This window comes from Pontimicrobium sp. SW4, from assembly GCF_039954625.1.
Taxonomy (GTDB): Bacteria; Bacteroidota; Bacteroidia; order Flavobacteriales; family Flavobacteriaceae; genus Pontimicrobium.
In genome coordinates this window covers 2,309,395-2,332,106 of sequence record NZ_CP157199.1, presented here as the reverse complement: position 1 = coordinate 2,332,106, position 22,712 = coordinate 2,309,395, and the positions used below count along the sequence as shown (strand labels likewise).

Sequence of the window (22,712 nt, the reverse complement as noted above, 5' to 3'; positions counted from 1 at the left end):
GTGAGCAGTCTCAGTTTAAAGTTGGCAGTGAAAATTATTAGAATATAAACTTTGTGTCTTTGCGACTTTGCGAGTGATGATTCGTAAATCAGTACTGACTCTAAACTTAAGAAAAATATGATAATTCTAGACGGTAGAAAAGTTAGTAACGATATTAAAGATGAAATTGCTGAACAAGTAGCAAAAATGAAATCTAATGGTGAAAAAGTGCCTCATCTAGCTGCTGTTTTAGTTGGAACTGATGGTGCTAGTATGACTTATGTTGGAGCTAAAGTTAAAGCTTGTGAGCGTATAGGATTCGATTCTACATTAATTGATTTACCTGAAGAAACAACGGAAGAAGAGCTATTGAATCACATTAATGATTTAAACAATGACGATAATATCGATGGATTCATTGTACAATTGCCTTTGCCAAAACATATTGACGAGCAAAAAGTGTTAATGGCAGTAGACCCAGATAAAGATGTTGATGGATTTCATCCAACAAACGTAGGAAGAATGACATTAGATTTACCATCATTTTTACCAGCAACACCATTCGGAATTCTAGAATTGCTAGAACGTTACAATGTTGAAACTTCTGGAAAGAATGTGGTAGTTATGGGACGTAGCCACATTGTTGGTCGTCCAATGAGTATTTTAATGAGCCAAAAGCGTAAAGCTGGAAATGCTACGGTTACTGTAGTACACAGTCGTACACAAAACCTTGCTGATTTTACTCGTGGTGCTGATATTATTGTGGCAGCCATAGGTATTTCAGAGTTTTTAACTGGAGATATGGTTAAAGATGGTGTAGTTATCATTGATGTAGGTATTACGCGTGTTCCAGATGACACAAAAAAACGAGGTTACAGACTTGCTGGTGATGTGGATTTTGAAAGCGTGAGTAAAAAAGCTAGTTATATAACTCCAGTTCCTGGAGGTGTTGGGCCAATGACAATTGCGATGCTTTTAAAAAACACCTTGCTAGCAAGAGAAATGCGCAGCAAATAATAATATCACTCTAAGCTCAGTTGAAGTGTCTTTTTAGTGTTTTTCCCTCTCAAAAAAAATGAGTACCTTTTTTACAAATTAAAAAGGTGTTCTTATGCGACTATTTAAAATCCTGTCCCTATCATTATGTTTTCTTGTTTTCAATTGTGAAACAACTGCTAAAAAAGCCAATTCTGTAGCAGTTAATGTATCGTTTTCTAATGATGCTAACAGCCAACCTCTCGACGGAAGATTACTCTTAGTATTTGCTGATAATAATGAACGTGAACCACGTTTTCAAGTAAGTGAAGGTCTTAATGCGCAGCCCATTTTTGGGATGAATGTTGATGGTTTAGCACCAAACGAGAAAGTGAAGTTCGATCAAACTATTTCAGGATTCCCATATCAAAGTTTAGGCGATATGGCATCTGGAATTTATTATGCGCAGGCAGTGTTACATACCTATGAAACGTTTAATTTATCAACAGGGCATACGGTAAAATTACCAATGGATAATGGCGAAGGACAACAGTGGAATCGCTCACCAGGAAATTTATATAGCACGCCAATTCAGGTTGAGGTTACTGAAGAAGGAATTAAAGATCTTGAGATAGTTATGGATAATGTCATTCCAGAAATCGTGCCACCAGAAGATACTGAATGGATTAAGCATATTACCATGAAATCAGAATTACTGTCTGAATTTTGGGGACGAGATATGTATTTAGGAGCTCACGTTTTGTTGCCAAAAGGATTTGATGAACATCCTGAAGCCAAATATCCACTTATGGTGTTTCAAGGACATTTTCCATCTGATTTTGGAGGATTTAGAACCACACCACCTGATGAAAATCTAGAACCTGTATATTCTGAACGATTTGATTTAGATGGTTACAATATTATTCAACAACAAGAGGCTTACGATTTTTACAAACGCTGGAATGAACCAGATTTTCCACGTTTCTTAATTATAGAAATCCAGCATCCAACACCATATTATGATGATTCGTATGCAGTAAATTCTGCGAGCCAAGGACCTTATGGTGATGCTTTGACGTATGAGTTAATTCCGTATATCGAAGAAATGTTTAGAGGTCAAGGCGAAGGTTGGTCGCGATTTTTGTATGGAGGCTCTACAGGAGGTTGGGAAGCCTTAGCTGTTCAAGTAAAATACCCTGATGAGTATAACGGTTGTTTTGCAGCATGTCCTGACCCAATTGATTTTGCAGCCTATTGCTTAACTAATATTTATGAGGATGAAAATGCGTATTATGTTGGTGGTAAACATAAAAAAGTAGAAGTTCCAGGACGTAGAGATTATTTAGGAAATATAAGTTCTACGGTGAGAGAGTCTAATCATTTGGAGCTAGTATTGGGAGATAAAACACGTTCAGGAGGACAATATGATATTTGGGAAGCTACGTATTCGCCTCAAGGTGACGATGGGTATCCTGTAAGACTCTGGGATAAAGTCACAGGCGACATTAACCATGAAGTTGCTGAATACTGGAAAGAGAATTACGATTTACGACATATTTTAGAACGCGATTGGGATAAAGTAGGAGAGAAACTTAAAGGGAAAATACATATTTACTGTGGCGATATGGATAACTATTATCTAAACAATGCAGTGTATTTAATGGAAGATTTTCTTGAAAGCACTACAGACCCTTATTATGCTGGCGAAGTGGATTATGGAGACAGAGCCGAGCATTGTTGGAATGGCGATCAAGAAAATCCAAATGCTATTTCTAGATTACGTTACAATAGTATGTACGTGCCAAAAATTATGAAGCGTATTGCTGAAAGCGCACCAACTGGTGCTGATTTGACTAGTTGGAGGTATAAGTAATTTATGATTAAACGGAAATACATATTTGCAATTCTCACTTTGATGCTTTTTATTCATACAAGTTTTTCGCAAGCTTGTGGAATTTACCGAATAAAATACGTTGGAAAGATTGAATCTAAAACACATAAAATTAAAAAAATAAAACTCCCATCAATAATGTTTCTTCATAATGTGGTTGACAGAAGTGAAAATGTGGCATTTATTGAAGTAGATATTGATGTGGATGAAATCAATAAAGAAACAGCCTCTCATTTAAATTCACATCTTTACGATAATTCTAATAAATTATTAGAATTTTATAAAAGGAGTAGAGATAACCTCCTTATAGTTTTCATTATAAATGAGGATGGTAATGATATAGAAATATCTAAAAAACTAAATTGGAGTGATGTTGAAATTAAGATTGTGGAAGATGAAGGATTTGGAAATTTATTTGAAATAAATTTAAAAGAAATAAAACTAAAATAACTAATTTGATAAACTATGTCAATTGATGGTACATACGGACGACTGAGTGCTCATAACCAAAGATTCAAGGAGTTGCGTCGAAAGAAATTAGAAAGAAGGGAGAAAAAAATTTGGCGAAATAGTTTGAAAAACACTCATAAAGAACAAACTATATCCGAAAAGAATTTAGATTTAATTGACCCTAAAAAATTAGAGTTGATAAAAATTGAAATACGTAAGAAAGCTAAAACTCAACTACGGAAAGAATTTTTTATCTACATTATTTCATTTATTATGACAGGGATATTGACTTATTATTTATTCTTTCATTAGTCTGAATAAACTCTAGTTTAATTTCCACTCTCATACAACAACCAAGAATTTGGGTCAATAACTATCTCTTTAACTTTTCCTTTTACATCTAATTTGGCTGAGGCTTTTTTATCTTTTACAGATAAAGTCACAACCTCAGAAGAGTCATCTTCATATACAAGTTTTAACTCTATTGGAAACGCAAAGACTACATCAGTTTTTTGAGTTTGCTCAATATTAAACGTTAGTGTTTTATCATTAGATTTCCATGAGGTTTTTAAAATTGGGTGTCCTGGTTTTTCTAACCATTGCTCAAAAAAAGCATCTAATTCTTGTTTGGTGATTTCTTCAAACACATTTTTTAAATCATCACTTGAGGCGTTTTTCAGAGCATATTTTTTGTAGTATGCTCTAATGCTATTCCAAAACGGCACATCGCCTACTTTTTTACGTAACATGTGTAAAACCCAAGCACCTTTTTGATAAGAATTAGCATTTAATAATCGCATTAAGCTTTTGGTTTGTGTATCCAAAATAGGGGTAAACTGCTGTTTAGAAAATTTAATAACCGCATCACGATTTCCGTTAACTAATTCAAGAAATGCGTCTCTGCCTTTCATTTTTTCAACATATAAGTTGGTGAAATAGGTTGCAAATCCTTCACTTAACCAAACATGTGTCCAATCACTTTCCGAAGCCGAATTACCAAACCATTGGTGAGCAATTTCATGAGCAATGAGGTTTTCAATTTTACGCTCACCACTAACTGAGTTTTCAAAATAGAAAATATTACTCGCATTTTCCATACCACCAAAACGTGTTTTAGACTGTACGTTCGCCAATTTTGAATAAGGATAAGGGCCAACATGTTCTATAAAGAAATTAATAATGTTTTTTCCCATGGCATAATCGTAAAAACCTGCGTCTTTGTTTTGTGGATATACCCAAGATGAAATAGGAATGTTATTAGTTTCACCAATATGCTGCACTGCAAAACGTGCAATACCAATGACCATTACTTTAGTAGGAATTGGAACCTCTGTTTTCCAAACATAATAGGTGCTTTGGTTGTCTAAATCGGTTTCTTCAACTTGGATGCCATTACCAACAACTTGATAATGTGAAGGTGCTGTAACATGCCATTCTACCAAGGCTTTATCTGAAGGATGGTCTACTGTTGGTAACCATTGATGTGCTCTATTTGGCCAATTATCGCCAAAAAAAGTACGATCGCCATATTTATTTTTAGAAATCACTAATCCATCTTTGGGAACGCCATGATATGTAATAGTAAATGTTTTTTGCTCACCAGAATTTACATTGCTAAAAATGGTAAGTACGTTGTTTTGATGTTCAAATGTTACAGGATTCCCATTTTCAGAAACTGAGGTTGCCATCATTCCTTTATTAGTCTCATCGGTATTTTCTAAGTCTAATTTAAAACTCTCTAAATTTGAGGTTGCGATGAGGTTGACTTTAGCTTCTCCTTGTATGTCATTATTATCGTCATTTACAGAAATATGGAACTCGTATTTTTGAATGTCAATAGCGCCATAATCTGTGTAAACACGTTGACTAAAGGATGATAAACTCAAACATAAAACTACTAATAGGAGGATGGATTTTTTCATGGCAAGGATTAATTATTTAGCAAATAGTTGGCTCATATCTTTAAAGGTCTTAAACTCTAAAGCATTTCCTGAAGGGTCTAAAAAAAACATCGTTGCTTGTTCGCCAACAAGACCTTCAAATCTAATATAAGGTTCAATAACAAATTCAATGCCTTTTGCTTTTAATGATTCAGCGAAGGTTTGAAATGTATCCCAAGGAAGTATAACTCCAAAATGAGGAACAGGAACATTTTTACCATCCACTGGATTAGTGTGTACAGCCTCTTTAGATTTTTCTTTGTAATGAATCACTAATTGGTGTCCAAAAAAATCAAAATCTACCCAATGGTCGCTACTACGTCCTTCAACACAACCAAGAGTGTCTCTGTAAAATGTTCTGCAAATGTCTAAATTCCATACAGGGATTGCCAAGTGAAAAGGAGAAATTTGTGTCATTGATTTCGTTTATAGCGTAAATTTACATTTTTTGTCGAATACAATCACTTTTTCAAGTAGAGTAATACTATTTACTAATAGTTTTTTGAACTAGAATTATGGATTTTTGTTGAATCACTCAACAAATTGTTAAGTGTTTTTAGCTCTTCGGTTGAGAGATTTCTATAACTTCCAACAGGGACATCTAAGGTTATATTCATAATACGACTACGTTTTAAAGTCTGTACTTCGTAATTTAAATACTCACACATTCTACGAATTTGTCTGTTTAAACCTTGCGTTAGAATGATACTGAAGGTATGCGAGTTTATTTTTTTAACCTTACACTTTTTTGTTGTTTGACCTAAATCTTCAATAAAAATTCCACCAGACATCCTATTAACAAAGGTTTGCGAAATTGGTTTGTCAACCGTTACAATATATTCTTTTTCGTGATTGTTGCTGGCTCTAAGAATTTTATTAACGATATCGCCATCATCAGTTAGGAGTATTAAACCTTCGCTTGGTTTGTCTAAACGACCAATTGGGAAGATACGTTTATGATAATTAATATAATCGATGATGTTGTCTTTTTCAACGCTTGTATCTGTGGTACAAACAATACCAACGGGTTTGTTAAATGCTAAATAGGTGCGTTCAACGTCTTTGTTTTTAATAAGTTCACCATCAACAGCAACAACATCTTGTTCTGTGACTTTGGTTCCCATTTCTGGAACTAATCCATTAATGGTCACACGACCTTCTTCAATAAGTTTGTCGGCTGCTCGTCGAGAGCAGAAACCAGCTTCACTTAAATATTTATTGAGTCGGGTTAACTTTTCTTCCATTAGACAAAAGTACTATTTATTATTAGCTTTTTATAAAGTCAACAATGCTTTTGGTAACAGATGTACTATTAAGTGAATGACCTAATCCTTTTGTAGAAATTAAGGTACTGTTTTTATAATTCGATGTAATAAGTGTTGCATCAGAAAAAGGAATAATTGGGTCTTTGACATCATGAATGATGAGTCCTTCAGTAGCTATGTCTTTAACGAATTTAGACGTTGAAAATGCTGTTGGCGCAGCACCAAAACGATTGATGATGATTCTGCTTAAGCTATTTTCAATTTTCTTATTGTAGCCTAAAAGATTGATGTAGTTTTTGAGAATATCTTCAAATTCGGATGGTGCTCCAAGCAACACCATTTTTTGAATAGATTCTAATCGATATTTTTGTTGATAAAATACTAATGACATACCACCAACTGAGTGACCAATAACTATTTGAGGTTGGTATTTTTGAGCGACAATATTTATAAATTCAGAATAAAGTAATGCATTAAAAGATTTGCTTTCAGACGCGCCATGAGCTGGAGCATCTAAAGCGATAACATTAAACCCTTCATTAGTAAAACTGTCAATTTTATCTTTCCAGCGTGCCGAATTGCTTTCCCAGCCATGAGCCAACAAAATGGTTGCTTTGTCTCCTTTCCAATGGTAGGTTGCAATCTTTAAGTCATCATAATGTAAGACTTCTTTTTTAGCTGAATTTAAAAAAACTTCTTGCTTAGATGTTAGCTTCCCTTTTCGTGGTTTTGAAAATATATGTAGTGCTTTGTTTGCAGCGTAATCTGCCGAAACATAGCTTAATACATTAAGATAGGAGCCAATAAGTTTGATGATGTATTTTTCCATAAAAATAGGTGTGCTTAGTCTTCTCTATGAACTTTGTCAATAGAAAAAGCGGGTGTACAAATTGCTAAATACTCACAAGGTTCGGTAAATGGATTTGAGTACTGTACTCTAACATTTTTATTGATTTTTATAGATTGTCCAGCTTCTAACACAATGGTTTCACCATCAATAATAAATTGCTTTTTGCCTTTAAGAATATAGGTGTATTCATCAAATTCAGGTGTTTGAAAAGGCTCGCTCCAACCCGAAGGTGCAACCATATGTGCAATACTTAATTCTGGGTTGTTGTTTATTGCATTTCCAAAATGTTCCTCGATAAGTTTACCATCATCAGTAGGAACAATAAAAGGTAATTTTTGTAGGGTGTATTTTTTCATCTAAAACCACTGAATAAAAAAGTTTTTAATCTTAGCATCATCAGGAATATGAATAGCTTCAATTTTTAAATTCATATCAAAACGCATTTCAGCGGGTAATTCATTCTTGTCGATTGTAAAATACACGTTGATATCATCAATAGATACAATAATATTACGTAAGGTATTTTGAATGCTCGAAATCTTATAGTTATCTCTAACAGTTTTAAAAGTGCTGTTAGCACGTAATCCTTTATGTGTTTTATAGCGTTCATCAATAACTCTAACAGTCCTAATGGTTGCAGTAGAATCTAGAGATTGAGATGGTGAAAGGACGAGTAATTGTTTACCTCCTTTTTCGTAAACAAGAATATCGTTTGTACTACCACTAAATTCATCACCACTTACTGAGGTAACAATGGAATCGTTTGCGAATACCATCTTTAAATCTTTTACTTGAGTAGAATCGTTTAGGTTACCAACATTTTGTGTTGCTATTTGAAAAGGGTCTTGTTCTTTATTACAAGAAATTAATAAGGTAATAGATAGAATTAAGGCTAAGATTGAGTGTTTCATTTGTAAATATATGTGACTTTAGGTTTTTTGTTTTGTTTATATTGACAGTAGTTGTGAAATGGCCATTATGGGATTATTTCATTACTTTTTTTAGAACTCCAAATACAGCTCTTATGAATGTTGCGCTAGTTAATACTTTAATAACAGGATTTTGTCGTTGGGATCTTGTTGAAGATCTTTTTCTCGAATTTGATTCTTTTTCTTTTCTGAGTTTTTCACGTTCTTCTTCAAGTGCTAAACGTTCGTCTTCTTTTTTCCTTAAGTTTTCCGCTTTTTTAATTTTTTCGTTGAGCATTTCATAAGCACTTTCACGGTCAATTTCTTCATTATATTTTAAGACTAACTTCGAGTCGTCTAATAATTGATTTAACTCCTTTTGAGCCAAAATATCCATCCTACTCATAGGCGCTCGCATCATAGTTGCAGCCAATGGTGTGGGACGTCCTTTTTCGTCTAAGGCAGATACTAATGCTTCACCAATTCCTAGAGAAGTTAATACTTCGGCAGTGTCATAATAATCCGTATCTGGATAATTTTGAGCTGTTAGTTTTATAGCTTTTCTGTCTTTTGCGGTAAACGCTCGTAAGGCGTGTTGCACTTTTAAACCTAACTGACTCAAAACTGCTTCAGGCACATCTGTAGGGTTTTGAGTTACAAAATAGAGTCCAATACCTTTACTTCTTATAAGTTTTACAATGCTTTCAATTTGATTAAGAAGGGCTTTAGAAGCTTCGTTAAAAATTAAATGCGCTTCGTCAATAAACATAATAAGTTCTGGTCTTCCAGAATCGCCTTGCTCAGGGAAAGTTTCATAGATTTCTGCTAATAAACTCAACATAAATGTTGAAAATAGTTTTGGCTTATCTTGAATATCGGTTAATCTAATAATATTTATGTAGCCTTGACCATCTTTGGTAATTCTAACTAAGTCTTCAACCTCAAAACTCTTTTCACCAAAAAATAAATCGCCACCTTGTTGTTCTAGTTCTACAATGCGACGCAAAATAGCACCAGTAGAAGCTGTAGAGATTCTGCCATAGGCTTCTTCAAATTCTTTTTTGCCCTCATTGGTAGCATATTGAAGAATTTTCTTGAAATCTTTTAAATCTAGAAGCGGTAACTTATTATCGTCGCAATATTTAAATATTACCGAAATAATTCCAGATTGAGTTTCCGATACATCTAAAATTCGCGAAATTAATACAGGTCCAAATTCACTTACCGTTGCTCTTAAACGAACACCATCTTGTTCCGATAGAGACATGATTTCAACAGGAAATGCTTTTGGATCAAAAGGTAATCCAATTTTTTCGTGGCGTTCATCAATTTTTGGATGTCCAGGACTTGGTTGTGCTAAACCACTTAAATCGCCTTTAATATCCATTAAAACTACAGGTATACCTTGTTCGCTTAAATTTTCGGCTAATACCTGAAGTGTTTTGGTTTTACCTGTCCCTGTAGCTCCAGCAATTAAACCATGTCTATTCATAGTTTTTAGTGGCACTTTTACATAGGCATTTTTAACTGTTTCTTCATCTAATATTGCCGAACCCAAAGTGATATAATCACCTTTAAATGTGTTACCTTGAGTGATGTGATTAAAGAATTCTTCTTTGCGAGTCATGGTCTGTAAAATTTTCATAAAAATAAGTAATCTTAATCAAATCAAAATAAAAATAGTTTTAAGTTTTAAGGAGAAACTAGAATCTCTAAACTATCTTTGCGCACAATGAAGAAAGAAATTTTAGAACTTGTAAATAAAGGTGAAATGCTTCCGTTAATGGAAGAGTTTTATACCATTCAAGGAGAGGGCTATCACAAAGGAACTGCTGCTTATTTTGTTAGAATTGGAGGCTGTGATGTTGGCTGCCATTGGTGCGATGTAAAAGAAAGTTGGAATGCCAATTTGCATCCGCCAACTGATACGTCTACAATTATTAATAATGCAATAAAGTATAGTGATACAGTTGTGGTTACAGGTGGTGAGCCTTTAACATGGGACATGACTAAGTTAACAGAAGGTTTAAAAGAAAAAGGAGCAAAGGTGCATATTGAAACCTCTGGCGCGTACGAACTTACTGGTACTTGGGATTGGATTTGCTTATCGCCAAAGAAAATGAAGCTTCCAACAAAAGAAGTCTACGAGAAAGCAAATGAACTTAAAGTGATTGTTTATAATAAAGATGATTTAAGATTTGCAGAAGAGCAAGCTGCTAAAGTTAATAAAGACTGTATTTTGTATTTACAACCAGAATGGAGTAAACGAGATAAAGTAATTCCGTTAATTGTAGACTACGTGATGGAAAACCCTAAATGGAAAGTGTCTTTACAAACTCATAAGTATTTGAATATACCTTAATAAAAAAGCCTTGATTTATCAAGGCTTTTTTTAATTGTTATATATGGTTTTTACATCATAGGTACAGATACTCTAACCTTATCCCAGCCCATATGCATTGTTCCATCTTTGTCAAATACAATAGAGAATACTTCTAGTGATTCGTCTGCCATTGTTGCTTTAACTTTAATTCTTGCAACATCATTTTCTTCATTATAAAAATAACTTCCCCAAACATTTAGGTCCGAACTTAAAATTAACGTCCATTCTTTTTCGCCTGGAATCGCAGACATTGTATATGTTCCAGCTTTAATGGCTTGACCACCAAAAGTTACATCTTTATAAAAAGATATTTCGGCAGCTTCATTAGCACCTAGACGCCATTGTTTTCCGTTAGGAGCAAGTTTTTCTAAAGAACGACCATTTAATTGTGGGCGACCATAAACGATTTTCGCAACTTTATTAGATACTTTGTAATCGTTTGGGTGAGAGGCTGCATCCATTGGACTCTTATCTAGTCCAGGAAATTTTTGAGCATTTACATTAGTTGTTAATAACATAATAAATGCGAAAGCGATAGTAGTAATTAATGATGATTTTTTCATGTTTAGTTTTATTTAATAATTGTTTTAAAAATATTGAATTTATTATTCATAAGTCGAAAGGTTTTGTTAAACTTAACAAAGGGATAATAGTTTTTAAATAATAAAAGCCTCAAATTGTTGAGGCTTTAGTAAATTATCTAAAAGAAGTTCTAATTCAGAGGAACGGCAACTCTTACAATTCCCCATCCTAAATGCATATTTCCATCATCGTCAAATGCAATAGAAAATGCTTCAAGTGAATCACTACTAGTTGATGCTTTAGCCATAAATCTAGTTACTTCACCAGATTTTGCATTACCTCCCCAAGTACCAAGAGTAGAGTTAAGAATAACTGTCCATTCTTTCTCCCCTGGAATTGTTGTTAACGTATAAGTTCCTGCTTTTACACTTTTGCCACCAAGTGTCATATCATTTTTAAAAGTGATTTCAGTGCCTTCATTAGCACCAGTACGCCATACTTTTCCATTAGGAGCAAGCTTACTTAGTTCTCTACCTTTTAATTGTGGTCTACTGTAAATAATTTTTACAGATTTGTCTTTTGACACGCTAATGTCTAATGGGCTTTTATCTAAGCCTGCAAATTTTTGCGCTTCTACATTAGTTGATAATAACATTATAAATGCGAAAGCAATTGTAGAAATAAATGATGATTTTCTCATGTGTAATTTTATTAATTTTAAATTTTATTTTTTTTAAAAATATTGAATAGAAAATGTAAAACTTGCAAGATTTTGTTAAACTTTACAATTTACAAGTGTATCTTGTAATTTTTGTTAATTTTAGTTACAATAAATCATTAATATATTTTTAATCGATTTCAATATGTAATTAATAATACTTTAAGTGTTTATAATATGATATGTAATTTACACATTTGTACTATAATATTTAAATAAAAAGATTATGTGTGGTATTGTATGTGCTTTCGATTTGAAAGAAAAATCAGAAATATTAAGACCTCAAATTCTGGAAATGGCAAAAACTATTCGTCATCGTGGACCAGATTGGAGTGGTGTGTATAGTGATGAGAAAGCTATATTAGCTCATGAACGATTAGCTATTGTAGATCCAGCTTCTGGAAAACAACCACTTTTTAGTGAAGACAAGAAACTTATTTTAGCAGCAAATGGCGAAATATATAACCATCGTCAATTACGTAAGCAATTTCCTGATTATAAGTTTCAAACAGAAAGTGACTGTGAGGTAATTCTAGCATTATATAAAGAAAAAGGATCCGACTTCATCGATGAGATGAATGGCATATTTGGCTTTGCTATTTATGATGTAGAGAAGGATGAGTATTTCATCGCACGTGACCACATGGGAATTATTCCATTATATATTGGTTGGGATAAACAAGGAACGTTTTATGTAGCGTCAGAATTAAAAGCATTAGAAGGCGTGTGTACAAAAATTGAATTGTTTCCTCCAGGTCATTATATGAGCAGTAAGGATGGTGAATTTGTACAATGGTACAAGCGAGATTGGGAAGATTTTGATGCTGTTAAAGAGAATAAAACTGAAATAGCAGCAGTAAGACAAGCTTTGGAAGATGCAGTGCACAGACAATTAATGAGCGATGTGCCTTATGGTGTGCTGTTATCTGGTGGATTAGATTCTTCAGTAACATCTGCTATTGCAAAAAAATATGCTGAGCGACGTATTGAAGCTGACGATAAAGAACAAGCTTGGTGGCCACAACTACACAGTTTTTCTGTTGGACTAGAGGGTTCACCAGATTTAAAAGCTGCTAAAAAAGTAGCAGACCATATTGGAACTGTTCATCACGAAATTAAGTTTACAATTCAGGAAGGTTTAGATGCCATTAAGGATGTGATTTATCAATTAGAAACCTATGATATAACAACTATTAGAGCGAGTACACCAATGTATTTAATGGCTAGAGTTATTAAGTCAATGGGAATAAAAATGGTGTTGTCTGGTGAAGGAGCGGACGAACTATTTGGAGGCTATTTATACTTTCATAAAGCGCCAAATGCTAAAGAATTTCACGAAGAAACGGTTCGTAAATTAAGTAAATTACATATGTATGATTGCTTACGTGCAAACAAAAGTTTGGCAGCTTGGGGAATTGAAGGGCGTGTCCCATTTTTAGATAAAGAATTTATGGATGTGGCTATGCGTATCAACCCTCAAGATAAAATGATAAATGGTGAACGTATGGAAAAATGGGTGGTTAGAAAAGCCTTTGAAGATATGTTACCTGAAAGTGTTGTATGGAGACAAAAAGAACAATTTAGCGATGGTGTTGGTTATAGCTGGATTGATACTTTAAAGGAAGTTGTTAATGAAGAAGTAACAGATGATCAATTGGAAAACGCTCATTTTAGATTTCCAATTCAAACACCACAAAACAAAGAAGAGTATTATTATCGTACAATTTTCGAGTCACATTTTCCAAGCGATACAGCAGCTTTAAGTGTGCCACAAGAACCAAGTGTGGCGTGTAGTACGAAAATTGCACTAGAGTGGGATGAGGCATTTAAAAACATGAACGATCCATCCGGAAGAGCAGTGGCAAAAGTACATGATGATGCATATTAGGTAACTAATTTGGTTGGTTAATTAGTTATTAGATAAGGTTGGCAATTTGCCAACCTTTTTTATTTTATAAAACTATATTTGAGACAATGAAACTAAAACTAGCAGCTAAATCATTTCAACTTATCCTAAAGCATCCGTTTACGATTTCCAGATCCACTAGGATTTCTCAAGATACTGTTGTTGTTTCAATTTCTAATGGCGTAAATACTGGTTATGGTGAAGCAATTCCATATCCATATTATAATATTACACATAAGAAAATTGAGGAATCTATTTTAAAATCACAAAGCATTATTGAAAATGCTTTTGGAAAACATCCAGACGATTTATGGCAATTACTAGAACCAAATTTAAAAGACGATTATTTTACATTATGTGCTATTAATTGTGCCTACTGGGATTATTATGCCAAATCTCAAGATAGAACTACAAGAAGCTATTTTTGCATGGGGAATGAAGATTCACCATTAAGTGATTACACGATTGGTATTGATACCATTGATATAATGAAGCAGAAAATATTGGACACACCTTGGCCTATTTATAAAATTAAGCTAGGAACTGAGCAGGACGTTATAATTATTTCTGAACTTAGAAAAATCACAGATGCTATCTTTAGAATTGATGCCAATTGTGCTTGGACTGTCGAGGAAACATTGCAAAATGCGATTCAGCTAAAAAAACTTGGCGTAGAATTTATTGAACAGCCTCTAAAAGCTGATGATTGGGAAGGTATGAAGCGTTTAAAAAAAGAATGTGTTTTGCCATTAATTGCTGATGAAAGTTGCCAACGTTTTGAAGATGTGCAAAAATGTGCCGAAGGATTTCATGGCATCAATATAAAACTTATGAAATGTGGTGGACTTACACCAGCTCTAAAAATGATAGAGAAGGCACGAGAACTTAATTTAAATGTCATGGCTGGTTGTATGGCAGAATCTACAGTTGGTATTTCAAATTTGGCGCAAATTGGTCCGCTTTTAGATTATATAGATGCCGATGGTGCTATGTTGCTAAAAAACGATACAGCAAAAGGTGTGAATTTGGATTATGGTAGAATTGTATATCCTAATGAAAATGGCTCAGGAATTATACTTTTTGATTGCTAAAAATCTGCTAAAATTTCTTGTAAAATTCAAATACATAAATCAAAAAAATCGTCTTAGAGCAATGTTTTTGATTTTTTAAAATTGAATTCATGTGAAAAATCGTTAAAATTCGTTTTAAGGTGCTTTTTAAGCATTTTAAGGCACTTTTACGTAATTAACAAATGTTGATAATTATGTGGTAAATGCAATAAAAACCTTAAAAAAGAGGTTTAATAATTGTATATTTGTATGTATTAGGAATGATACAATTTGTGTCATTTTTTTTATGGTATAAAATGAAAATTTAACTTATAGATATATAGTAATATGAGTCAAGAAAAGGAAGAGTTTAATAAGCATAATTATTCTGCTGATAGTATTCAAGCATTAGAAGGAATGGAGCATGTACGTATGCGTCCATCTATGTATATTGGAGATGTTGGTACAAGAGGTTTACATCATTTAGTTTATGAAGTTGTAGATAACTCCATTGATGAAGCTTTAGCTGGTCACTGTAATAATATTACTGTGATTATCAATGAAGACAATTCTATCACAACCGAAGATGATGGTCGTGGTATTCCTGTAGATCTTCATAAAAAAGAAGGTGTTTCTGCACTTGAGGTTGTAATGACAAAAATTGGAGCAGGAGGAAAGTTTGATAAAGATTCTTATAAGGTTTCTGGTGGATTGCATGGTGTTGGTGTAAGTTGTGTAAACGCTTTGTCTGAACACTTAAAGGCAACTGTTTTTAGAGAAGGTAAAGTTTACGAACAAGAATATGAACGTGGAAAAGCCATGTATCCTGTTAAGCAAGTTGGAGAGACAGATAAAAGAGGAACAACAGTAACCTTTAGACCTGACTCTACAATCTTTACGCAAACTTTAGAGTATAGTTATGATACCCTTGCTAGTCGTTTACGTGAATTAGCATATTTAAATAAAGGAATTACAATCCATTTAGTTGATAAAAGACATAAGAAAGATGATGGTGAATTTGAAGGTGAAACATTCCATTCTGAAGAAGGTCTTAAAGAATTTATCAAATTCCTAGACGGAAACAGAGAACCTTTAATGAAAGACGTTATCGCTTTTGAAGGTGAGAAAAATGGTGTTCCTGTGGAAGTTGCGATGATTTATAATACATCATACGCTGAGAATTTACATTCGTATGTAAACAACATTAACACACATGAAGGAGGTACACATCTTTCTGGTTTCCGTCGTGGCTTAACACATACACTTAAAAAGTATGCCGACGAATCTGGTATGCTAGATAAATTAAAGTTTGATATAGCTGGTGACGATTTTCGTGAAGGTTTAACTGCAATTATATCTGTAAAAGTTCAGGAACCTCAATTTGAAGGTCAAACAAAAACCAAGTTAGGAAACAGAGAAGTTTCTGCATCGGTTAGTCAAGCAGTTTCTGAAATGTTAACCGATTACTTAGAAGAACATCCAGATGATGCTAAGATTATAGTTCAAAAAGTTATACTAGCTGCTCAAGCACGTCATGCTGCTCAGAAAGCGCGTGAAATGGTACAACGTAAAACCGTGATGAGTATTGGTGGTTTGCCTGGAAAATTAAGTGATTGTTCAGAGCAAGACCCAGCAAAATGTGAAGTATTTTTGGTAGAGGGAGATTCGGCAGGTGGAACAGCAAAAGCTGGACGAGATAGAAATTTTCAAGCTATTTTACCATTGAGAGGTAAAATATTGAATGTAGAAAAGGCAATGTCTCATAAAGTGTTTGAAAATGAAGAAATCAAAAATATTTTTACCGCTCTTGGTGTAACTATTGGAACGGAAGAAGACAGTAAAGCTTTAAATCTTTCAAAATTACGTTATCATAAAGTAGTAATTATGTGTGATGCCGATATTGATGGTAGTCATATTGCTACATTGATTTTGACTTTCTTCTTTAGATATATGAAAGAATTGATTGAGAATGGTCATATCTATATCGCAACTCCACCGCTTTACTTAGTTAAAAGAGGTGCAAAAAGCAAATATGCTTGGAGTGATAAAGAACGTGATGAGATTGTTGCGGAATTTGGAGATGGTTCTAAAATTCAACGATATAAAGGTCTTGGAGAAATGAATGCTATCCAACTTTGGGATACTACTATGAACCCAGAATTTAGAACCATGCGTTTAGTACAAATAGATAATGGTATAGAAGCCGATCGCATTTTCTCAATGTTAATGGGAGACGATGTGCCACCACGTAGAGAATTTATCGAGAAAAATGCTATTTATGCAAATATAGATGCGTAAATAGTAATTAAAATTTTGTAAAACAGCCATATTATTTACTAAATAGTGTGGCTATTTTTTTGTTATAGGAATTATAAAAACATCGATAAAATGTTATTTTTTTTCGATAAAACGTTATTTTTTGAAATATTTTTCATATGTTTGATAAACCTAAATTTATTTAACATGAAAAAATTATCCCTCTTGTTTTCGCTTTTAATAGCGATGCATACGTCACATTCTCAAGAATTAGAGAGTTTGTTATTAGCATCTGAAGATGCAAGTAAATTAACTGAAAACTATATTAATCCAGTTATGAAAGGATTAATGTATAGTATTAATGGAGGTTGGGCTACAACTGGAAAAGTGCATAAAACTCTTGGATTTGACCTAACTATAAGCGCTAATGCTTCATTTGTTCCAGATGCCGATAAATTATTTTCATTTGTACCTAGTGATTATTCATATTTAACATTACCTAATGGCGAAACTTCCTTACCAACTGTTATGAGTGAAAATGATTTGGAGACAACGGTAGATGTTGAGATTGATAATGGTGATGGAACTTATAATGTAGCTAGTTTTGAAATGCCTGGTGGTATAACTAAAGATTTGCCAGTAAATGGAGTGCCTGCTCCAATGGTGCAACTTGGTGTTGGATTACCTTTTAAAACTGATATAAAACTGAGATATGTGCCAAAGCTAAACTTTGATGATTCTGTTGAAGCTAATCTAATTGGACTAGGCTTGCAACATGATTTAACTCAATATTTAGGACCAATAGATAAACTCCCATTAAGTATATCTGTGTTGGGTGCTTTCACTAATATGGATGTATCATATAGTATTGAAGATGATAATCCTTCGGATGAGATTACAGTAACAAATGGCGAAGCAGTTTTCGAAATGAAAACATGGACCTTACAAGCTATAGGCTCGTTAGATTTTAAAATTGTAACACTTTATGGAAGTGTTGGGTATAATGGAGGGAAATCGTCTATAAAATTAAAAGGAACCTACGATTTAGAGTATGAAGTTGAAGATGGTAGTGGAACTGTAATAGGTAGTTATAGTGACTCCGTTACCGATCCAATTAATTTAAACTTTGAAGGAAAAGGGATGAGAGCTTCTTTAGGAGCAAGATTAAATTTAGCATTCTTTAAAATATTCGCAGATTATACATTACAGGAATATAATACAGCATCTGCTGGTATAGCTTTTAGTTTTAGATAATTAACCATAACAATAAACAATTAGAAAGCGTAAGATATTATCTTGCGCTTTCTTCATTTAGAGTAGAATTATTTGTAATTTTGCAGTCTTAAAAAACAACACAATACAAACCTTAAATTAAGAAAAAACAAATGAAAGTAACAGTAGTAGGAGCAGGAGCTGTAGGAGCAAGTTGTGCAGAATATATCGCCTTTAAAAATTTTGCTTCAGAAGTCGTTTTATTAGATATTAAAGAAGGATTTGCTGAAGGAAAAGCTATGGATTTAATGCAGTGTGCTTCATTAAATAGTTTTGACACAAAAATAACAGGAACGACTGGAGATTACTCAAAAACCGCAAATAGTGATATTTGTGTAATTACTTCTGGTATTCCTCGTAAACCAGGAATGACAAGAGAAGAATTAATTGGCATTAATGCTGGTATAGTTAAAACAGTAGCTTCTAGCTTGATTGAGCATTCTCCAAACACAATTCTTATTGTTGTTAGTAATCCTATGGATACCATGACATATTTAGCTCATAAAGCAACAGGATTACCAAAAAACAGAATTATTGGAATGGGAGGTGCATTAGACTCAGCTCGTTTTAAATATAGATTAGCAGAAGCCTTAGGGGCTCCTATTAGCGATGTAGATGGAATGGTAATCGGTGGACATAGTGATAAAGGTATGGTTCCTTTAACTGATCATGCAACCAGAAATAGTGTAAAAGTTACTGAGTTTTTATCTGCCGAACGTTTAGACCAAGTAAAAGAAGACACGAAAGTTGGAGGGGCGACATTAACAAAACTGTTAGGTACTTCTGCTTGGTATGCACCTGGAGCTGCAGTTTCAGGATTAGTTCAAGCAATTGCTTGCGACCAACAAAAAATGTTTCCATGCTCAACGTTATTAGAAGGGGAATATGGTTTGAATGATTTATGTATTGGTGTTCCAGTAATTTTAGGAAAAAATGGAATTGAAAAAATCGTTGAAATAAAATTGAGTGATGCTGAAAAAGCACATATGGAAGAAAGTGCCGAAGGCGTTAAAAAGACTAACAGTTTGTTAGAACTATAGATTTATAAACTGAAAATATGAAAAAAGTATTAGTATTAGTAGTTGCCTTAACATTAAGTGTTGTTGGGTATTCTCAAAGTAAAATAAATGAAGGGAAGTTAATAGTTACCCAAAAAATGTCAAGTGATAATGAGCAAGCAAATGCTCAAATTGCATCAATGGGAAACACTACTTCTACAACCTATTTTAAAGGTAAAAAATCGAGAACAGAAGCTTCTAGTCCGATGACAGGGGATATGATTGTAATTGCAGATGGAGCAACTAATGAAATGATAACCTATATGAATAATCCAATGCTTGGAAAAAAATATGTGAAAGGCTCTATGGATGATTCTCAAGTAGATTCTAGTAAGGTGACGGTAAAAAAGGGAGATAAGACCAAAACTATCTTGGGTTATGAATGTCAGCAATATTTTTTAACGGCTGAGGTGCAAGGACAAACTATGGAAATGGAATTGTATACTACTGAAGCAATCGATGCTTACTCACAACAAACAACTGCATTAGGTGTTGATGTTGGAGGTTTTCCATTATATTCGACCATCAATGTGTCACAAATGGGAATGAAATTAACAATAACAAGTGAAGTGACTGAAATTAATGAAGAAACTGTATCTGATGATAAGTTTAGTATGACGATACTTGAAGGCTATGAAGAAATGGCGCAGCCAGAAATTAAAAACTAAAAGAGATTTAGAACTTTATAAATAAAAAAAACCAGCCTATTGGCTGGTTTTTTTTATGCTTAATTATTTTTTATGATAACCCTGAAATCACACCGTCTTTATCAATAGACATGCCTTCCGATGCTGGAACAGCAGGTAGTCCAGGCATTCGCATCATTTTTCCAAGTATTGGAATAATAAATTGGGCACCAGCAGCAATTTCTATTTCACGAACAGTGACTTTAAACCCAGTTGGTCTTCCAATAAGCTTCTCATCATCCGAAAAAGATTTTTGTGTTTTTGCCATACATATAGCAAAATCATTAAATCCTAAGTTATTAATACGACGTAGATTTAATTCGGCTAGTTTATCATAAATCACACCATCTGCACCGTAAATTTCTCTGGCAATAGTTTCAATTTTTTCTTTTACAGGACTTTTCCAATCATAAAGTGGTTTGTATTGAGTCGCTTTATTTTCAACCACATTTACAACTGCATTTGCAAGATTCTTTGTGCCTTCACCACCTTTTGCCCAACCTTCTGATAACACTGCTTGTACACCTAAACTTTCGCAAGTAGCTTTTACATAATTAATCTCTTCTTCAGAATCGGAAACAAACGCATTGATAGCTACAACAGGCTCAATATTGTATTTTCTAATATTTTCAATATGCTTTTCTAAGTTTTTAAACCCATCTTTTACAGCATCTAAATTAGGTGTATTGTAATCTTCTTTTTGAACACCTCCATGATGACGTAATGCTCTAACAGTAGCAACTAATACGACACACTTTGGATTTAATCCTGCATATGCAGACTTAATATTTAAGAATTTTTCAGCACCCAAATCTGCACCAAAACCAGCTTCGGTAACTACATAGTTAGATAATGATAGTCCCATTTTTGTAGCAATAATGGTATTTGTTCCTTGTGCAATATTAGCAAAAGGACCACCATGTATAATAGCAGGATTTTCTTCTAAGGTTTGTACTAAGTTAGGCTTAACAGCATCTTTTAATAAAATAGCCATTGCATTTTCGGCCTTCAAATCTCTTGCGAAAATTGGTTTTCTGTCAAATGTAAAACCAATAAAAATATCACCAAGACGTTTCTTTAAATCTTCAAAATCTGTCGCCATACATAAAATAGCCATCACTTCGGAAGCTGGTGTAATATTAAAACCATCTTCACGAGGTACACCATTTGCTGTTCCACCAAGACCAATTGTTATTTGTCTTAAAGCACGATCGTTCATGTCTATAACACGTTTCCACAAAATGGTACGAGGATCTATGTTTAAATTTCGTGTTTTACTCTGTATATTATTGTCAATTAAAGCAGATAATAAATTGTTAGCTTTTTCAACAGCATTAAAATCACCAGTAAAATGCAAATTAATATCTTCCATTGGTACTACTTGAGAGTAGCCACCACCAGCAGCTCCACCTTTAATCCCAAAAACAGGACCAAGCGAAGGTTCGCGTAAAACGACTGTTGCTTGCTTGCCTACCTTGTTAAGACCTTCGGTTAAGCCAATAGAAACTGTTGTTTTTCCTTCTCCTGCAGGAGTTGGTGTAATGGCAGTTACAAGCACTAGATTATTTTGTTTTATCTTATTTTCATCAATCAGATTTAAAGGAAGCTTTGCTTTGTATTTACCATATAGTTCTAAATCGTCTTCAGAAATAAGTAATTTTTTTGCAATGTTTTTAATATGTGTAATGTCGTTTGCTTGAGCGATTTCAATGTCAGATAAATGCGCCATAGATTGTTAGTTTAATTTTTAAGAGGTTGAATGTAATTAATTTACAGCTAATATTTAAAAGCAAGCTTAAATTTTACTTGCTAAAAACTAAGCGGGAATAAAAATAGTTAAAATGATATATAAATTCGTTTAGATTATTAGATTTTTTAATTTCATCGAACATATAATTCTTTCTATCGGTTACATTCTGTTCTTTTTATATAAATATCCCAATTCTATTGCCAAATCTTTTGGTAAATCATATATTTGGCGCATGAATAAAAAATGGTATATAATTGGTTTTGTTATAATTTTAGCTTTTTTAAGCGGAGTTGTAACTCAACAACATATATCTAAGCCTAATCAGGAAATAGTATTATATTTTACAAGCAATGCTATAGATTACGATGAGGTAGAGGAAGCTGTTTCGGATATAAAGCATCAGTTGGAAGCGGTAGGTGTATCTAATATTCAAGTTACCAAGTTTGATAATGGTGAGTTTAATATTACTTATCATAGTATGTCTAAAGTTTCAGACATAAAGCGAATTTTATCAAATTTTGGTGCAATTTCTCTTAATGAAGAGCCTCCTTCTCAAGTTCCTGCAGAAAAGTCTAAAGCTTCATTTAATTTTGATGTATATGAAATTAAAACAGTTTCTGATACTGATTTTAATATTCAATATGTAACCACTTCGTCATCTTCAAAGGAAGGTTATAAACAAAATTTAGAAACTAATTATTTTGCTTATAAAACGTCGAGTATTTTCGACTTTCATAAACAAAATGAAACAACTGCTTATAAAATCTATAACCAAAATAGATTTGTATTTAGTTGTAACTCTCATAAAATTCCAGAGGTTAGAGCTGGACCTTATCTTTTAGGGTGATACCATT

The 22,712-nt window shown here is 33.4% G+C and carries 21 protein-coding genes; 11 read left to right on the top strand and 10 right to left on the bottom strand.

Going from position 1 to position 22,712, the window contains the following annotated elements; translation table 11 throughout:
* Positions 1–117: 117 nt before the first annotated feature.
* From folD to ABGB03_RS10890, 3 genes are all read left to right on the top strand, one after another.
* Positions 118–996 carry a bifunctional methylenetetrahydrofolate dehydrogenase/methenyltetrahydrofolate cyclohydrolase FolD gene (gene folD, locus ABGB03_RS10900; RefSeq protein ID WP_347922548.1) on the top strand — a complete coding sequence of 293 codons (879 nt, stop codon included), beginning with the start codon at positions 118–120 and terminating at the stop codon, positions 994–996.
* A 94-nt stretch (positions 997–1,090) separates the two neighbouring features.
* Positions 1,091–2,827: an alpha/beta hydrolase-fold protein gene (locus ABGB03_RS10895; protein ID WP_347922547.1), complete on the top strand. Its 1,737-nt coding sequence runs from the start codon at positions 1,091–1,093 to the stop codon at positions 2,825–2,827.
* Between the two features lie 42 nt (positions 2,828–2,869).
* Positions 2,870–3,295 carry a hypothetical protein gene (locus ABGB03_RS10890; RefSeq protein WP_347922545.1) on the top strand — a complete coding sequence of 142 codons (426 nt, stop codon included), beginning with the start codon at positions 2,870–2,872 and terminating at the stop codon, positions 3,293–3,295.
* A 329-nt stretch (positions 3,296–3,624) separates the two neighbouring features.
* Here ABGB03_RS10890 and ABGB03_RS10885 read toward each other — a convergent pair whose 3' ends face one another.
* The 7 genes from ABGB03_RS10885 to ABGB03_RS10855 all read right to left on the bottom strand — a co-directional run bounded on the left by ABGB03_RS10885 (position 3,625) and on the right by ABGB03_RS10855 (position 9,885).
* Complete coding sequence (locus ABGB03_RS10885; protein ID WP_347922544.1) at positions 3,625–5,217, bottom strand: M1 family metallopeptidase; 1,593 nt, start codon at positions 5,215–5,217, stop codon at positions 3,625–3,627.
* 12 nt (positions 5,218–5,229) lie between these two features.
* Positions 5,230–5,652 carry a VOC family protein gene (locus ABGB03_RS10880; protein ID WP_347922543.1) on the bottom strand — a complete coding sequence of 141 codons (423 nt, stop codon included), beginning with the start codon at positions 5,650–5,652 and terminating at the stop codon, positions 5,230–5,232.
* A 74-nt stretch (positions 5,653–5,726) separates the two neighbouring features.
* Complete coding sequence (gene rluF / locus ABGB03_RS10875) at positions 5,727–6,479, bottom strand: 23S rRNA pseudouridine(2604) synthase RluF (RefSeq protein WP_347922542.1); 753 nt, start codon at positions 6,477–6,479, stop codon at positions 5,727–5,729.
* 22 nt (positions 6,480–6,501) lie between these two features.
* Complete coding sequence (locus ABGB03_RS10870) at positions 6,502–7,329, bottom strand: alpha/beta hydrolase (RefSeq protein ID WP_347922540.1); 828 nt, start codon at positions 7,327–7,329, stop codon at positions 6,502–6,504.
* 14 nt (positions 7,330–7,343) lie between these two features.
* Positions 7,344–7,706, bottom strand: a complete 363-nt coding sequence (locus ABGB03_RS10865; protein ID WP_347922539.1) for a cupin domain-containing protein — start codon at positions 7,704–7,706, stop codon at positions 7,344–7,346.
* Positions 7,707–8,261 carry a hypothetical protein gene (locus tag ABGB03_RS10860; protein ID WP_347922538.1) on the bottom strand — a complete coding sequence of 185 codons (555 nt, stop codon included), beginning with the start codon at positions 8,259–8,261 and terminating at the stop codon, positions 7,707–7,709.
* Between the two features lie 73 nt (positions 8,262–8,334).
* Positions 8,335–9,885, bottom strand: a complete 1,551-nt coding sequence (locus tag ABGB03_RS10855; protein WP_347926415.1) for a helicase HerA-like domain-containing protein — start codon at positions 9,883–9,885, stop codon at positions 8,335–8,337.
* Positions 9,886–9,990: 105 nt separating this feature from the next.
* Here ABGB03_RS10855 and ABGB03_RS10850 point away from each other — a divergent pair, with 105 nt between their 5' ends.
* Entirely contained in the window at positions 9,991–10,620 is a 630-nt protein-coding gene (locus ABGB03_RS10850; protein ID WP_347922537.1) for a 7-carboxy-7-deazaguanine synthase QueE, read from the top strand.
* A gap of 50 nt (positions 10,621–10,670) precedes the next feature.
* On the opposite strand, the gene ABGB03_RS10845 is transcribed toward ABGB03_RS10850, so the two are convergent.
* Together ABGB03_RS10845 and ABGB03_RS10840 are read right to left on the bottom strand one after the other, a co-directional pair.
* Positions 10,671–11,204, bottom strand: coding sequence for a DUF2911 domain-containing protein (locus ABGB03_RS10845; RefSeq protein WP_347922536.1), 534 nt, complete (start codon positions 11,202–11,204; stop codon positions 10,671–10,673).
* Positions 11,205–11,353: 149 nt separating this feature from the next.
* Positions 11,354–11,863: a DUF2911 domain-containing protein gene (locus tag ABGB03_RS10840; protein WP_347922535.1), complete on the bottom strand. Its 510-nt coding sequence runs from the start codon at positions 11,861–11,863 to the stop codon at positions 11,354–11,356.
* 244 nt (positions 11,864–12,107) lie between these two features.
* Here ABGB03_RS10840 and asnB point away from each other — a divergent pair, with 244 nt between their 5' ends.
* The 6 genes from asnB (at position 12,108) to ABGB03_RS10810 (ending at position 20,090) form a co-directional block, all read left to right on the top strand.
* A complete protein-coding gene (gene asnB / locus ABGB03_RS10835; RefSeq protein WP_347922534.1) occupies positions 12,108–13,769 on the top strand; it encodes an asparagine synthase B in 1,662 nt (553 codons plus the stop codon).
* Between the two features lie 86 nt (positions 13,770–13,855).
* Positions 13,856–14,878 (top strand): dipeptide epimerase, encoded by a 1,023-nt coding sequence (locus tag ABGB03_RS10830; protein WP_347922533.1) that lies wholly within the window; start codon positions 13,856–13,858, stop codon positions 14,876–14,878.
* Between the two features lie 306 nt (positions 14,879–15,184).
* The gene (gene gyrB / locus ABGB03_RS10825; RefSeq protein WP_347922532.1) at positions 15,185–17,134 is read left to right on the top strand and encodes a DNA topoisomerase (ATP-hydrolyzing) subunit B; all 1,950 of its coding nucleotides are present in this window, start codon (positions 15,185–15,187) and stop codon (positions 17,132–17,134) included.
* A gap of 165 nt (positions 17,135–17,299) precedes the next feature.
* Positions 17,300–18,346 carry a DUF6588 family protein gene (locus tag ABGB03_RS10820; RefSeq protein ID WP_347922531.1) on the top strand — a complete coding sequence of 349 codons (1,047 nt, stop codon included), beginning with the start codon at positions 17,300–17,302 and terminating at the stop codon, positions 18,344–18,346.
* 131 nt (positions 18,347–18,477) lie between these two features.
* Entirely contained in the window at positions 18,478–19,404 is a 927-nt protein-coding gene (gene mdh / locus ABGB03_RS10815) for a malate dehydrogenase (protein WP_347922530.1), read from the top strand.
* 17 nt (positions 19,405–19,421) lie between these two features.
* Positions 19,422–20,090, top strand: coding sequence for a hypothetical protein (locus ABGB03_RS10810; protein WP_347922529.1), 669 nt, complete (start codon positions 19,422–19,424; stop codon positions 20,088–20,090).
* Between the two features lie 70 nt (positions 20,091–20,160).
* Here the strand turns inward: ABGB03_RS10810 and ABGB03_RS10805 are convergent, their stop codons facing one another.
* Positions 20,161–21,837 (bottom strand): formate--tetrahydrofolate ligase, encoded by a 1,677-nt coding sequence (locus ABGB03_RS10805; RefSeq protein ID WP_347922528.1) that lies wholly within the window; start codon positions 21,835–21,837, stop codon positions 20,161–20,163.
* 253 nt (positions 21,838–22,090) lie between these two features.
* Between ABGB03_RS10805 and ABGB03_RS10800 the strand changes: the two genes are divergently transcribed.
* Positions 22,091–22,705 (top strand): hypothetical protein, encoded by a 615-nt coding sequence (locus ABGB03_RS10800; protein WP_347922527.1) that lies wholly within the window; start codon positions 22,091–22,093, stop codon positions 22,703–22,705.
* The last annotated feature ends 7 nt before the right edge of the window (positions 22,706–22,712 follow it).